General features: G+C 66.4%; 15 protein-coding genes and 1 pseudogene. 14 read left to right on the top strand and 2 right to left on the bottom strand.

Annotated features, from left to right (window positions below):
• From VFH65_RS04135 to VFH65_RS32015, 5 genes and pseudogenes are all read left to right on the top strand, one after another.
• A pseudogene (locus VFH65_RS04135) lies at positions 1-200 on the top strand (PPOX class F420-dependent oxidoreductase); the annotation flags it as partial.
• A 42-nt stretch (positions 201-242) separates the two neighbouring features.
• The gene (locus tag VFH65_RS04130) at positions 243-731 is read left to right on the top strand and encodes an FxsA family protein (RefSeq protein ID WP_353319862.1); all 489 of its coding nucleotides are present in this window, start codon (positions 243-245) and stop codon (positions 729-731) included.
• A complete protein-coding gene (locus VFH65_RS04125) occupies positions 732-2,318 on the top strand; it encodes an amidohydrolase (protein WP_353319860.1) in 1,587 nt (528 codons plus the stop codon).
• Positions 2,311-4,107: an apolipoprotein N-acyltransferase gene (gene lnt, locus VFH65_RS04120; protein ID WP_414688353.1), complete on the top strand. Its 1,797-nt coding sequence runs from the start codon at positions 2,311-2,313 to the stop codon at positions 4,105-4,107. Before VFH65_RS04125 ends, lnt begins: the two co-directional genes overlap by 8 nt.
• Positions 4,104-4,871 carry a polyprenol monophosphomannose synthase gene (locus VFH65_RS32015; RefSeq protein WP_414688352.1) on the top strand — a complete coding sequence of 256 codons (768 nt, stop codon included), beginning with the start codon at positions 4,104-4,106 and terminating at the stop codon, positions 4,869-4,871. The genes lnt and VFH65_RS32015 overlap by 4 nt, the downstream gene beginning before the upstream one ends.
• A gap of 21 nt (positions 4,872-4,892) precedes the next feature.
• On the opposite strand, the gene rbpA is transcribed toward VFH65_RS32015, so the two are convergent.
• Positions 4,893-5,228 carry an RNA polymerase-binding protein RbpA gene (gene rbpA, locus VFH65_RS04115; RefSeq protein WP_353319859.1) on the bottom strand — a complete coding sequence of 112 codons (336 nt, stop codon included), beginning with the start codon at positions 5,226-5,228 and terminating at the stop codon, positions 4,893-4,895.
• A 121-nt stretch (positions 5,229-5,349) separates the two neighbouring features.
• Between rbpA and VFH65_RS04110 the strand changes: the two genes are divergently transcribed.
• From VFH65_RS04110 to VFH65_RS04075, 8 genes are all read left to right on the top strand, one after another.
• Positions 5,350-5,679 carry a hypothetical protein gene (locus VFH65_RS04110; RefSeq protein WP_353319858.1) on the top strand — a complete coding sequence of 110 codons (330 nt, stop codon included), beginning with the start codon at positions 5,350-5,352 and terminating at the stop codon, positions 5,677-5,679.
• Positions 5,680-5,764: 85 nt separating this feature from the next.
• Entirely contained in the window at positions 5,765-7,006 is a 1,242-nt protein-coding gene (locus VFH65_RS04105; protein ID WP_353319857.1) for an alpha/beta fold hydrolase, read from the top strand.
• 94 nt (positions 7,007-7,100) lie between these two features.
• Positions 7,101-7,817, top strand: a complete 717-nt coding sequence (locus VFH65_RS04100) for a hypothetical protein (protein WP_353319856.1) — start codon at positions 7,101-7,103, stop codon at positions 7,815-7,817.
• Between the two features lie 155 nt (positions 7,818-7,972).
• On the top strand, positions 7,973-8,770 hold the full coding sequence (locus tag VFH65_RS04095; RefSeq protein WP_353319864.1) for an ABC transporter permease: 798 nt from the start codon (positions 7,973-7,975) through the stop codon (positions 8,768-8,770).
• Positions 8,767-9,489 (top strand): ABC transporter ATP-binding protein, encoded by a 723-nt coding sequence (locus VFH65_RS04090; RefSeq protein WP_353319855.1) that lies wholly within the window; start codon positions 8,767-8,769, stop codon positions 9,487-9,489. The genes VFH65_RS04095 and VFH65_RS04090 overlap by 4 nt, the downstream gene beginning before the upstream one ends.
• An 18-nt stretch (positions 9,490-9,507) precedes the next feature.
• On the top strand, positions 9,508-10,533 hold the full coding sequence (locus VFH65_RS04085) for an ABC transporter substrate-binding protein (RefSeq protein ID WP_414688351.1): 1,026 nt from the start codon (positions 9,508-9,510) through the stop codon (positions 10,531-10,533).
• 8 nt (positions 10,534-10,541) lie between these two features.
• Positions 10,542-11,633 (top strand): LLM class flavin-dependent oxidoreductase, encoded by a 1,092-nt coding sequence (locus VFH65_RS04080; RefSeq protein ID WP_353319854.1) that lies wholly within the window; start codon positions 10,542-10,544, stop codon positions 11,631-11,633.
• A 221-nt stretch (positions 11,634-11,854) separates the two neighbouring features.
• Positions 11,855-12,436, top strand: coding sequence for a hypothetical protein (locus tag VFH65_RS04075; protein ID WP_353319853.1), 582 nt, complete (start codon positions 11,855-11,857; stop codon positions 12,434-12,436).
• On the opposite strand, the gene VFH65_RS04070 is transcribed toward VFH65_RS04075, so the two are convergent.
• The gene (locus VFH65_RS04070; protein WP_353319852.1) at positions 12,433-13,110 is read right to left on the bottom strand and encodes a hypothetical protein; all 678 of its coding nucleotides are present in this window, start codon (positions 13,108-13,110) and stop codon (positions 12,433-12,435) included. The two genes, VFH65_RS04075 and VFH65_RS04070, sit on opposite strands and share 4 nt — an antisense overlap.
• A 76-nt stretch (positions 13,111-13,186) precedes the next feature.
• Here VFH65_RS04070 and VFH65_RS04065 point away from each other — a divergent pair.
• Positions 13,187-13,671: carboxylesterase family protein (locus tag VFH65_RS04065; RefSeq protein ID WP_353319851.1), on the top strand; the 485-nt coding region annotated here is incomplete at its 3' end.

Below are 13,671 nucleotides of genomic sequence, written 5' to 3'. Positions count from 1 at the left end.
TGGCGATCTGCGACGTCCGCGGCAATGCGAAGAGCGATCCGATCGAGGCGGTCGGCAAGGTTCTGGACAAATCGGAGGCCCCGGACGTGATACGCGCAGTCACCAAGCGCTACGGGATCCTCGGGTGGTTGTTCGGCATCTACATGAAGGTGCGCGGGGCGGACAAGAAAAGCGTCGGCATCGAGCTCAAGGCGGCCTAGCGGTCCCCGGAACCAGGCGGGCCGCCGAAGCGTTGGCAGACTATGGCAATGCGGCTGTTTCTGGTCTACGCGGTCGTCGAGCTGGCGGTCATCGTGGCGCTGGCGTCGACGATCGGTTTCGGCTGGACCGTCTTGCTCCTGCTCGGGACCTTCGTCGTCGGCCTCGCCCTGGCGGGCTCGCAGGTCAAGCGTCACATTCGCCGGCTGCAGTCCGGTCTGAGCGCCGCCACGGTGCAAGGAGCCGCGACCGACAGCGTGCTCGTCGCACTGGGGACCGTGCTCGTCGTCATTCCTGGCTTGGCCAGTTCGGTCCTCGGCGCGCTGTTGCTGCTGCCGCCCACCCGTGCGGCAGCGCGTCCGCTGGTCATCGCGATGGCCGCCAGGCGCGCACCGCTGATCACTGCGGCCGCCGCAGGCGCCAGGTACACCACAAGGCGCGGTGACTACATCGACGGAGAGGTCATCGACGTCGAGAACGATCCAGCCGATCCTGTCCGCGAAATTCGCGCCGTGGAGCGCAAGCCCGAATAAGTGACGACCGTCCTCCTCAACGGGCGTGTGCATAGCCCCGCCATGCCCGACGCCACCGCGATGGCGGTACGCGACAGCATCGTCGCGTGGCTCGGCAGCGATGACGTTGCGCGCCAACAGTTTCCGGACGCCCACGTTGTCGACCTCGACGGCGGATTCGTCGCGCCCGCATTCGTGGACAGCCATGTCCATCTCACCGCCACCGGCCTTAGCCTCGCCGGGCTGGATCTTCGCGGCGCCGAGTCGCTGCGGCACTGCCTGCAACTCATCGCCGACTACGCCAGAGCCCATCCCGACGGCCCGATCTGGGCGCACGGCTGGGATGAATCGCGATGGCCCGACGCCACCGCGCCAAGCACCGCCGACGTGGACGCCGTCGTCGGGAACCGGCCCGCCTACCTGGCCCGCGTCGACGTCCACTCAGCGGCGGCCTCCACAACGCTTCGCGAGCTCGCGCCGGGCCTTGCCGACGCGGCGGGCTTCGATCCGCAGCGACCGCTGACCAGCGATGCGCACCACCTCGTGCGGGCAGCCGCCCGTGCCCGGCTGACGTCACAGCAGCGTCGCCACGCGCGGCACGCCGCGTTGGACGCCGCCGCGGCCCATGGCATCGTCGCCGTTCACGAATGTGCAGGGCCGAACATCGGTGGCCTGGACGACTGGCATGAGGTGCGCGAGGTCGACCACGGCGTCGAGGTCGTCGGCTACTGGGGCGAACCGGTGACCACTTCAGGTCAGGCGCGTGACCTGATCGACGCAACCGGGGCGCGCGGTCTGGCCGGCGACCTGTTCGTCGACGGCGCGCTGGGCTCGCGCACCGCGTGGCTGCACGAGCCATACACCGACGCCCCTGGCTGTTGCGGCAATAGCTACCTCGACGCCGACGCCATCACCGCACACCTGCTGGCGTGCACCGAGGCGGGCATCGCCGCGGGCTTCCACGTCATCGGCGACGCCGCGGTCACCGCCGTCGTCGACGCGCTTCAAAACGTCGTCGAGGCATTGGGAGCGCCAGCGGTGGCCCGGTGCGGGCATCGGCTCGAGCACCTCGAGATGGTCACCGAGCGCCAAGCGGCCCAGCTTGGTTCGTGGGGCGTGATCGCCAGCATGCAGCCCAATTTCGACGCTCTGTGGGGCGGCGATGACGGTATGTACGCCCAGCGCCTCGGCCCTGACCGAGCCGATCGGCTCAACCCGTTGGCGCTGTTAGCATCCCAAGGCGTGCCCCTCGCCTTCGGTTCCGACAGCCCGGTCACCGGCTTGAATCCGTGGGCCACCGTACGCGCGGCGACCACTCATCACACGCCGGGCAGCGCGATATCGGCGCGCGCGGCGTTCGCCGCCGCCACCCGCGGGGCGTGGCGGGCAGGTGGAGTCCGCGACGGCGTCACCGGCACCCTGGTGCCAGGCGCCCCTGCGTCGTACGCGATCTGGGACGCCGACGAGTTCGAGGTCAGCGCCCCCGCCGATGCCGTGCAGCGCTGGTCGACCGAGCGAGGCTCGCGCGTGCCCGCCCTTCCGCGACTCGACGGCCGGTTGCCGCGATGCCTGCAGACGGTGCATCGAGGTGCGGTCATCCATGGCTAGATCCGCGCGCCGTCGTGAGTGGGCTCGCGCATCTGACGACACGGACACGTTTCCCGCGATCGTCGACGACGACGCCGAAGCACCCGGGCCTTCAGAACCCTCCGAGCCCTCCAAAGCGGAGGAGGCGCCTGCGCAGGCTCCTTCTCGCGCCAAGCGGTTCGGTCAGGCGGTGGTGGACCGGCTGCCGCAACTGAGTGTCGCGATCGTCGGGGGTCTGCTGCTGTGTCTGAGCTTTCCGCCGTTCGGCTGGTGGTATCTGGCGATCTTCGCGTTCGGCGCGCTTGCGTGGTTGCTTACGCGTGAAACCACAACGCGCGCTGGGGGATTCGGGTACGGATTCCTGTTCGGTCTGGTGTTCTACCTGCCCTTGCTGCCTTGGATCAGTGGTCTGGTCGGCGCGTTTCCGTGGATTGTCCTTTCCATCGTCGAGGCGTTGTTCCCCGCTGTGTTCGGCGTGCTCGCCGTCGTGGTCCGGCGGGTGCCTGGCTGGCCGTTGTGGTTCGCCGGGCTGTGGGCGGCTCAAGAATGGTTCAAGTCGACTGTGCCGTTCGGCGGGTTCCCCTGGGGGGCAGTTGGTTTCAGCCAAACGGAAAGTCCGTTTCTGCCGATCGCGCAGCTCGGCGGCGCGCCGTTGCTGTCGTTCGCCGTCGTACTGACCGGATTCAGCCTGGCCGCAATCGCTTTCGAGACTGTTCAATGGTGGCGACGCGGCGACCAGACCAAGAAGGCGGCACCGCCGGCGGTGGTACTGCCCGGCGTGTGCATCAGCGTCGTCCTCCTGACGACGGCGCTGGCGTGGCCCAACGTGCGGCAATCCGGAGTCGGGGCCGGCGACGATCAGGCGATCACCGTCGCCGCCGTCCAGGGCAACGTGCCACGGCTCGGGCTCGACTTCAACGCCCAGCGCCGCGCCGTGCTCGACAACCACGTCCGCGAGACCGTAGCGCTGGCGCGGGAGGTGCGCGCGGGCCGGGCGCCGCAGCCGATGCTGGTCATCTGGCCGGAGAACTCCTCCGACATCGACCCGCTGGCCAACCCCGACGCCAATCAGCAGATCTCCACCGCGGCCGCGGCGATCAACGCGCCCATCCTGGTCGGCGGCGTTGTCGCGGCACCGGGCTACAGCCGCGACAATCCCGTGTCCACGAACTCGGTGATCGTCTGGAACCCCGGGACCGGTCCTGCGGATCGCCACGACAAGCGGATCGTGCAGCCGTTCGGTGAATACCTGCCCTGGCGCAGCTTCTTCTCCTATCTGTCGCCCTACGCCGAGCGGGCCGGCTACTTCATTCCCGGCACCGACAGCGGCGTGGTGCAAGCCGCCGGTGTGCCGGTCGGCATCACCACCTGCTGGGAGGTGATCTTCGACCGCGCGGCCCGCGAATCCGTGCTGAACGGAGCCCAGCTGTTGGCCGTCCCGTCGAACAACGCCACCTTCGACCAGGCGATGAGCGAACAACAGCTCGCCTTCGGCAGGCTGCGCGCCGTCGAGCACGACCGCTACGTCGTGGTGGCCGGCACCGTGGGCATCAGCGCCGTCATCGCACCCAACGGCCACGAGCTGGCCAGGACCGCCTTCTTCGAGCCGGCCTACCTCGACACCCAGGTGCGGCTAAAGACGCAGCTCACACCGGCGACCAGGTGGGGTCCGATCGTGCAGGGCGTGCTGGTCGGTATCGCAGTCGCCGCTGTGATCGCCGCAATACTGCACAATGGGAGTTTCGTGCGTCGGCGGCGACCCGCGACATCACCGTCCACCAGGGGCGGCAGCCACAGAGGAGCTACATGAGTACGGGCCAGGGAACCCCACGCCCGAGTGAGCGCACGCTGGTCATCATCCCCACCTTCAACGAGCGGGAGAACCTGCCGCTCATCGTGGGACGCGTGCACAAGGCCCGTCCGGACGTACACGTATTGGTCGTCGACGACGGCAGCCCCGATGGCACCGGCGAGCTGGCCGACGAACTTGCCCTTGCCGATCCTGACCGTGTGCACGTCATGCACCGGGCGTCCAAGGGCGGTCTTGGAGCGGCGTACCTGGCCGGCTTCGCGTGGGGCTTGAATCGTGAATATTCGGTGCTGGTGGAGATGGACGCCGACGGCAGCCATCCGCCCGAACAGCTGCATCGGCTGCTCGATGCGGTCGACGGCGGTGCCGACCTAGCGATCGGCTCGCGCTATGTCCCCGGCGGGGAGGTGCGCAATTGGCCGCGGCGCCGGATGGTGCTGTCGCGCACCGCCAACGGCTACTCGCGCATCCTGCTTGGCGTCGATGTGCACGACATCACCGCCGGCTACCGCGCCTACCGGCGCGAAGTGCTGGAGAAAATCGATCTGGCCGCGGTCGACTCGAAGGGCTACTGCTTCCAGATCGATCTGACGTGGCGCACCATCAACAACGGATTCGTCGTCACCGAGGTCCCGATCACCTTCACCGAACGAGAGCTCGGCCAATCGAAGATGAGCGGATCCAACATTCGCGAGGCCCTGTTCAAGGTCGCTGAATGGGGTATCCGCGGGCGCCTCGATCGCGCCCGCGGCGTCGTGCGCTAAGACGCGCCCCGCGTAGAAGACTTAGCCGCGGCGGCGGGTCTTGATGATGTCGAGGCGCTCCTTGAGCAGCTCCTCGAGCTCCTCGATGGACCGGCGCTCCAGCAGCATGTCCCAGTGCGTGCGCGGCGGCTTGACCTTCTTCGGCTCCGGGACGTCACCCTCGATGAGGGTGCCTTCCATGCCGTTGCGGCACAGCCACGTGCCGGGAATCTCGGCGTCGTCGGCGAACGGGACGTCGAATTCCTCGCCGTTGTCGGTGCGGTCGCGGGCGACCTGACGCGGCGCCAGGTCATGATTGCGGTCCGTCTCGTAGCTCACGGCTCCGAGGCGACTGCCCCTCAAGACACGATCAGCCATCGTCAACACTCCTCAAGTAACTATTTGTCCGGATCATCAACGCAGCAAGAAGGCGCGCAGTTCCCGACTCGACCCTTCATGATACCGGGATCTGCGGGTCGGTCGGTTTACAGTCTGCATCGTGGTCCGTCGCCTTCGCCCTCAACCCTGTCGCTGGTGTGGTCGTGATGTCGCTGATATCGGGCTGGGTCGGCGGCGGCAGTACTGCAGGCAGTCCTGCCGGCAGCGCGCGTACGAACAGCGCGCGATGGTCAGGGGCACCACTCTGGCGCCGGATTCCGTTGTGCTGACCGCCGAGGAGGCCTCTGAGCTCTCCGATCGCGTCTACCAGGTCAGATGCGCGGCCGAGGACGTGGCGACGGCCATTGAGGAGGGCGCCGAAAGCACCGAGCTCAAGGAGCTATGCGACGCGTTGATGCGCGCCGCCAAGGCCGCCGACGGCTGGCGGTAGCGCAGACATTCCGTTCCGCGTTGAACATCGCCGGGCGGTTGCCCGTTTTACGATTGCCAACGACAAAACCCGAGATGGGAACGCGGTGTCCATATCACCTCCAGAATCGACGCCCGCATCTGCGGCCGGCGTGTGGCGCTTCGGTGAGTTCGTGCTGGACACCCACTGCTATGAGCTGCGCTCCGGGGATGAGGTGATCCGCGTCGAGCCTCAGGTGTTCGACGTGCTGACCGAGCTGGTTCGCCACCACCACCGCGTCGTCACAAAGGAGGAACTGTTCGACTCCGTGTGGGGCGGGCGCTTCGTAGGTGAGGCGGCGTTAACCAGCCGAATCAAGGCCGCCCGTCGGGCGCTCGGCGATGATGGTGAATCGCAGCTCTTCATCAGGACTGTTCGCGGTCGCGGCTACCAATTCGTCGGCACAATCGAGGCCGACGAACCGCGGGACGCTCCCGCCCATACACCGCAGCCAACCGACCCTGAGCCGCCCCGGCAACACATCGCGTTCTGCCGGGCCGCCGACGGTGTCCGCCTCGCTTACGCCGTCGCGGGAGAGGGTCCGCCGCTGGTGCGTGCTGCCAACTGGATGACCCACCTCGGATACGACATCGAAAGCCCGGTGTGGCGACACTGGGTTCGCGACCTATCGCTGCGACATCGATTCATCCGATACGACGAACGCGGCTGCGGTTTGTCCGATTGGGAGGCAACGGATTTCACGTTCGACGACTGGGTGACTGATCTCGAGACGGTGGTGGAGGCACTTGGGCTGGAACGCTTTCCGTTGCTGGGGGTGTCGCAGGGCGGTGCCGTCGCGGTCGCCTACGCCGCTCGCCACCCCGAGCGAGTCAGCCGGCTGGTGTTGTGCGGCGCGTACGCGCGTGGCCGCGCAGTGCGGGCCGTCGGCGACGAGGAAAAGCGAGCTGCGGCATTGGATCTCGACTTGGCCCGGGTGGGATGGGGACGCGACGACCCGGCATTCCGGCAGGTGTTCGCCGCACAGTTCCAGCCTGACGGCACCCGCGCCGACTGGGCGGCATTCGACCAACTGCAGCGGCGCACCACGTCGCCCGAGAATGCGGTGCGCTTCCTCGAAGAGTTCAGTCGCATCGATGTCCGCGACGAAGCCCAGCAGGTGTCCTGCCCGACGCTGATCCTGCATTCCCGCGACGATCACCGCGTGCCGATGCGCTTCGGCGAGGAACTGGCGGCGCTGATTCCGGACTCCCGACTGGTCGCGTTGTCGAGCAACAACCACCTGCTCACCGCGAGCGAGCCGGCGTGGCAGGTGTTCCGCGACGAGGTCGAGGCGTTCCTCAGCGCCTGATCGACGTCAGTTTGCCCCTGTCCGCCTCTGCTTCTCCATGCAATCTCCATACATTCTTCATGTGCGGCGACTACCGACCATTCATGCTGGTCACATGAAAAAGCACATCCGCACCCTGCTTGTGGGTGTCAGCGCGCTCGTCGCCCTTGGCACCTTGTCCGCTTGCTCCGGCGGCACGTCCACCGAAGCGACCTCCACACCTGAGCCCGCTCCCGCCACCACCACGGCGACCGAGTCCGCGTTCCCGCAGTCGGCCCGATATGTCGCCGATATGAAGGCGGCCGACGGCAAGACGATGACCATCGGCATCTCCGTCGACGGCGCCGACATCGCCGCCTACGCCTGCAACGGCACCGACGACGAAGCCTGGTTCTTCGGCAATCAGACCGACGGCAAGATCGACGTCAAGTCGCGGTTCCGGGACACCCTCAAGGCCGAGTTCACCGGCACCGACGTCAAGGGCGATCTGACCATGAACGGCGTCGCCTACGAGTTCACCGCGGCGCCGGTGTCCGGTGTGGCGGGCATGTACACCGCCGATTTCGACGGTGTGCGCGCATCGTGGGTGGTGCGTGAGGATGGAACGGCCATCGGCGTCCAGTTCAACACGGGCAGCATCAGCGGCCGCGACTTCGAGCAGGCCGAACTGCAGCAACTCAACGATCAGCAGTTCCGCAACGGCGTGCGCAACAAGCGACAGATTCAGCAGGCGGCACAGATCGAGTTCCTGCAGAACAAGAGCGCGAAGTCAACGATCAACGGCTCGTCCGTCACCCCGACGCTCGTGACGGGCAACTTCCGGTTGAACTAACGACAACAAACTGCTCACCCAACGGCCCTGCCGGACGTGTTCGCCTCAACGTTCACTCCGGTGGGGCCGTTCTTCTTTGCATCACGGCGAATCAAACCCTTCAGCGGCGAGATGGCCGGGCGTAGCGTCAGCGCACCGTGACTAGTCCCGCCGACCTGGCCGCGCCTCACCTGGTGCCCGGCCCTGCCGCGAATAGGCGTCTGCGCCAGCGCAAATGGGGTCTGATCCGGCTGGCATCGCCGATCGTCCTTCTCGGCCTCTGGCAGCTGGGCAGTGCACTCGGGCTGATCCCGCAAGACGTGCTGCCCGCGCCATCGTTGATCGTCGAGGCCGGTATCGAGTTGATCGAGAACGGGCAACTGGCCGACGCGCTACGCGTGTCCGGACTGCGCGTGATCGAAGGGCTTCTGCTCGGCGGATTCGTGGGTGTCGCGCTGGGAACCGCGGTCGGATTGTCGCGATGGTTCGAGGCCACCGTCGACCCGCCGATGCAGATGATCCGTGCGCTGCCGCATCTTGGCCTGATCCCGCTGTTCATCCTGTGGTTCGGCATCGGTGAGCTGCCCAAGGTGCTGTTGGTCGCGCTCGGGGTGAGCTTTCCGCTGTATCTGAACACGTTCTCGGCGATCCGTCAGGTCGATCCAAAGCTCTTCGAAACCGCACAGGTGCTTGGCTTTTCGTTCTGGCAACGATTCCGGAGCATCATCGTGCCCAGTGCCGCGCCACAGGTCCTCGTCGGCGTCAGGCAGTCGCTGGCCATCGCCTGGCTGACGCTCATCGTCGCCGAACAGATCAATGCGGACAAGGGAATTGGATTCTTGATCAACAATGCCCGCGACTTCTTGCGCATTGACATCATCATTTTCGGGCTGATCGTGTACGCGCTACTCGGCATCGGAACCGACGCCATCGTGCGTGAATTGGAACGCCGGGCGCTGAGGTACCGCTCATGACCATCGCCTCCGAACGCCTGACCCGCGTCGCCGCAGAACTACAGCACGTGAACAAGTGGTACGGCGACCATCACGTGCTCACCGACGTCTCGATGCGAATCGCGCGCGGCGAGATCGTTGCGCTGATCGGCCGCAGCGGTTCGGGCAAGTCGACCGTGCTGCGCGTGCTGGCGGGACTTTCGACAGATCACACCGGGGACCGCGCGGTGACCTGCCCGCCGGCACTCGCGTTTCAGGAACCCCGGTTGTTCCCGTGGCGCGATGTGCGCACCAACGTGGCGTACGGCCTGACCCGCAGCAGGCTGCCGAAGGCTCAGGCGCATGAGCGCGCTGACCGTGCGCTGGCCGACGTCGGCCTCGCCGACAGTGCCGATGCATGGCCGCTCACACTGTCGGGCGGTCAGGCGCAACGCGTTTCGCTCGCACGAGCCTTGGTGGCAGAACCGGAACTGCTGCTGCTCGACGAGCCGTTCGGGGCGCTGGACGCGCTGACGCGATTGAGCATGCGCGCGCTGCTGCTCGACCTTTGGCGAGAGCACGGATTCGGCGTGCTGCTTGTCACCCACGACGTCGACGAAGCCGTCGCGCTGGCCGACCGGGTGGTCGTCCTCGAGGACGGTCGCGTGGTGCACACGTTGGCCATTGACGACCCTCGCCAGTCCACCGCTGCCGAGCATTATCGCGCCGAGCTACTCGACAAGCTCGGCGTCCGGATCTGACCGACGAATAGGACAATCATGCGGAAACTCGCTGTCGTGATCGCGCTACTCGCTCTACTTCTGGCTGGATGCGTGTCGCGCGAAGAGAATTCGGGTGCCGAGCAGGCCCCGAACACCGTGCCGCTCTCCGAACTGTCCGGCCTCACTTTGCAGGTCGGCGACCAGAAGGGCGGCACCGAGGCACTGCTGCGCTCCGCCGGCGCACTCGAGAACCTGCCGTACAAGGTTGCGTTCTCCACCTTCACCTCGGGTCCGCCGCAGGTGGAAGCCGCCACAGCCGGCAAGATCGATTTCGCGATCACCGGCAACTCACCGCCCATCTTCGGTGCCGCATCCAACGCCAAGGTGAAGGTGGTCTCGGCCTACGACGGCGGCGGCAACGGCGATCAGATTGTGGTGCATGCCGATTCGCCGATCCAGTCGATCGGTGACCTGCGCGGCAAGAGCATCGCCGTCGGCAAGGGCAGTTCGGCGCACGGTCACATCCTCGGCCAGCTTGACAGGGCAGGGCTGTCGACGTCCGACGTCAAGCTGGTATTCCTGCAGCCTGCCGATGCGCTGTCCGCGTTCACGCAACGACTGGCCGACGCATGGGCCATCTGGGACCCCTACACCGCGCAGATCGCCGCGCAGGTGCCGGTGCGCAGCATCGGATATGCCAGAGACGTCACAAACGGCAACTGGTTCGGCATCGCGTCGGACCAAGCGCTCGCCGACCCGAAGCGCAACACCGCGCTGGCCGATCTGTTGGTGCGGTACGAAAAGGCGGTCCGTTGGGCCAAGGACAACCCGCAGAAATGGGCCGAAAGCTATGCCGCCGCTGTGGGGCTCGACCTGAAGGTGGCGGAGGTCGTTCAGGGCCGCAGCCTGCGGCTGCCGACCGAACTCGACGACAAGATTGTGGCGTCCGAACAGAAGATCGCCGAGCTCTTCGCGGCGTCAGGCCAAATCGCCTCTCCGGCACCGAAGTTCGATGACTGGGTGGATCGCCGGTACAACGACACGCTGCGGGCGGGCTTCATCAGCCCATCCGCACCCAACTAGGAGGCGATATGCCAGCCAAATTTTTCTGGTTCCTGCCCACCAACGGCGACAGCCGGTCGATCGTCGGGGCGTCGCACGCGTCGTCGCATCACACCCTGCCCGCCAACTACCGCGCCCCCAGCCGTCGGTATCTGGCCGAGGTGGCTCGCGCCGCCGACCGGCTCGGCTACGAGGGTGTGCTCACGCCGACCGGAACATGGTGCGAGGACGCCTGGTTGACCGCATCGGCACTGCTGGCCGAGACCGAGCGGCTGAAGTTTCTGGTCGCGTTCCGACCCGGCCTGGTGCCTCCGACACTGGCGGCTCAGCAGACCGCGACGCTGCAGCGGTTCTCCGAGGGCCGGGTGCTGCTGAACATCGTCAGCGGCGGCGACGACGTCGAGCAGCGGCGGTTCGGCGACTGGCTCGGTCACGACGAGCGCTACGCCCGCACAGGGGAGTTCCTGCACATCGTGAACTCGGTGTGGAAACAGGACTCACTGGACTTCGAGGGAAAGTATTACACCGTCAAGGATGCTCGGGTATCCACTCCGCCCGATCCGTTGCCGCAGATCTACTTCGGCGGCTCGTCGCCCGCAGCGCTGCCGATCGCCGCTGAGCATGTCGACGTCTATCTGACCTGGGGTGAGCCTCCGCAGGCCGCGGCCGCCAAGATCGAGAAAGTGCGCAAGCTCGCAGACGAACGTGGCAGGAAGGTGCGGTTCGGCATCCGACTGCACACCATCAGCCGTGACACCTCGGCGGCGGCTTGGGCGGTCGCCGACGAACTGGTGGCTGAACTGACGGAAGAGCAGATCGCCAAAGCCACTGAGCTGCATGCCAAATCGGAGTCGGAAGGGCAGCGCCGGATGACCGCGCTCCACGGCGGCCAGCTGGATCGACTCGAGATCTACCCGAACCTGTGGGCGGGCGTCGGATTGGTCCGCGGCGGTGCGGGTACGGCGCTCGTCGGCAGCCACGAGGAAGTCGCGAACCTCATCTACGAGTACCACTCGCTGGGGTTCGACGAATTCATCCTGTCGGGCTATCCGCATCTGGAAGAGGCCTACTGGTTCGCCGAAGGAGTGCTGCCGCTGCTGAAGCACAAAGGTGTCGCCTAGTCGCGCGAGCAGCTGTAGGGTGAGCCCTCGCTTCGCCGTGGACGATGAAAGTTGCGCCGAGAGTAGGGAATATGACGGATTACGCGCGCAATCCGTCATATTCCCTACTTTCACCTGCCATGACTCCGCACAGGCCGTCGAGCAGACGCGGATTCGCATCATTTCGGCCGAGTTCGTGCGATTGTGTGTCTGCTCGCGCCCATAGGCCGTCAAGCTGAGGTGTGGACGATTGGTTCGAGCGCAGCCCGTTCGTCGGATTTGTGCCGTGGATCATCTACTGGGTGGTCGCCGACGGCCCCAGTACATGGATGTTCGGCGCGCTGTGTGCGGTGATCGCGGCGCTGATCCTCGGGGTGTCGGCCGGCAGGGGCGGGCCCAGGCTCCTCGAGGTGGTGACGATCGTCTTCTTCGTCGCAGTGACCATCGCGGGCATGGTCGTTGGAGCGCAGGACCGCGACTGGATGGACACCTATGCGACCACATTGTCGGCTGGCGTCCTTGCCGTTATGGCGCTGGGATCCTTGGCATTCGTCCCGTTCACCGAGCAGTACGCGCCTGAAACGGCGCCGCAGCACGACTGGGAGAGGCCGGCGTTTCGTCGCACCAATCAGGTGCTCACGCTGATGTGGGCGCTGGTGTTCGCGCTCATCGCGGTACTGGGCTACGTTGCCATCAAGGCGACGTCGACCATCGACTGGACCAAGGCGGTGATCCCGATCGTCGTGATCGTCGGCGCAATCGGAATGACGCAGATCTACCCCGACCGGGCCAGGGAAAAAGCCAGGCCGCAGGGCGCCGCCTAGCAGCTGAACCTCAGGCCCACATCCGCGGGTGGCGTCACCTTCTGCAGGCAACCGAACGGTTCGATGCCCGCATCGCTGAACCAGGCCCCTGACTGATGGGCGTAGTTCACGCAGAACAGTCCGGCCGGATCGGCCCGGCAGCGGTAATCGCCGAACGCGAGCGCTTGACCGTACGGCATTTCCGGCCCCGTGCCAGCGGTGAACCGACCCGGATCACCATGTGCCGAACCGACTTGCAGCGTCGGGCCCTCGAAATCCACCCAGCCACCTTTCCACTCGCCGTAGACCTCCGTCGGTCGCGGCGGAGGGTCGGCAAGGTCGACAAGGCAGGCCAGCGTGCCGCCGTCGGTCATGCAGTTGGTCTTGCCCGACGGTGTGGTGAACGCGACGTCGTCACCAAGCTCGGTAGTGGCGCCGTCGCGGGTCGCGGAGTGGTACGCGCCGGCATCGGCTGAAGTGCCGGATTCGATCCATGTGATGAGGGCTCCGATCGGCGCACCCGGTTTCGGCGGTGAAGCGGGTTTCGTCGAGGTGGGCGGCGTGGTCGACGGGCGAGATGGGCTGGTCGCCGACGACGTCGACGGAATCGGCTCGATCCGGTCGGCATTGCCGCCGCCCGATTGTGAACACCCCGCCACCAGCAAAGATGTTGCGATCAGACCAGCTATTCGCATATCGGCCAGGCTAGCGGCCCGACCCGCGATCCCCGCTCAGGCGCGGCGACGAGTGCACATTCGCTACCGTCGGGGGATGCACGAGCACACTGTCCGCGCGACCGTCGCCTCCGGCACCGTCGAGGGGTTTACCCGCGACGGGGTGAACCGTTGGCGCGCCATCCCGTACGCGCGTCCGCCGGTAGGACCCCTGCGATTTCGTGCACCGCAGCCTGCCCAGCCGTGGCCGGGCGTGCGCTACTGCCACAGCATCGGCTACTGCGCGCCGCAGCAACGCAAGTACACGATTCTCGGCCCCGGCAAGTATCAGCCGATGAGCGAGGACTGCCTGACACTGAACGTCACGGCACCGAAGAAGCCGTCAGACCAGCCGTTGCCGGTGATGGTCTTCATCCACGGCGGCGGGTACATCCTGGGCAGCTCGGCCATGCCGATCTACGACGGCGCATCCCTGGCGCGCAAGGGATGCGTCTATGTCTCGGTGAACTACCGGCTGGGCGCGCTGGGATGCCTGGACCTGTCGTCACTGTCCAACACGGACTTCACCATCGACGACAATCT

The sequence above is a fragment of the Mycobacterium sp. genome, from assembly GCF_035697385.1.
In the GTDB taxonomy this organism is placed as follows: Bacteria; Actinomycetota; Actinomycetes; order Mycobacteriales; family Mycobacteriaceae; genus Mycobacterium.
The sequence above is the reverse complement of the archived record's forward strand: the minus strand, read 5'-3'. Positions and strand labels throughout refer to the sequence as shown.

Coding starts and splice junctions, on each gene's coding strand:
- VFH65_RS04090 (WP_353319855.1), top strand. CDS start 8,767: ATGACCATCGCCTCCGAACGCCTGACCCGCGTCGCCGCAGAACTACAG.
- VFH65_RS04070 (WP_353319852.1), bottom strand. CDS start 13,110: ATGCGAATAGCTGGTCTGATCGCAACATCTTTGCTGGTGGCGGGGTGT.
- VFH65_RS04085 (WP_414688351.1), top strand. CDS start 9,508: ATGCGGAAACTCGCTGTCGTGATCGCGCTACTCGCTCTACTTCTGGCT.
- VFH65_RS04130 (WP_353319862.1), top strand. CDS start 243: ATGGCAATGCGGCTGTTTCTGGTCTACGCGGTCGTCGAGCTGGCGGTC.
- VFH65_RS32015 (WP_414688352.1), top strand. CDS start 4,104: ATGAGTACGGGCCAGGGAACCCCACGCCCGAGTGAGCGCACGCTGGTC.
- lnt (WP_414688353.1), top strand. CDS start 2,311: ATGGCTAGATCCGCGCGCCGTCGTGAGTGGGCTCGCGCATCTGACGAC.
- VFH65_RS04080 (WP_353319854.1), top strand. CDS start 10,542: ATGCCAGCCAAATTTTTCTGGTTCCTGCCCACCAACGGCGACAGCCGG.
- VFH65_RS04100 (WP_353319856.1), top strand. CDS start 7,101: ATGAAAAAGCACATCCGCACCCTGCTTGTGGGTGTCAGCGCGCTCGTC.
- rbpA (WP_353319859.1), bottom strand. CDS start 5,228: ATGGCTGATCGTGTCTTGAGGGGCAGTCGCCTCGGAGCCGTGAGCTAC.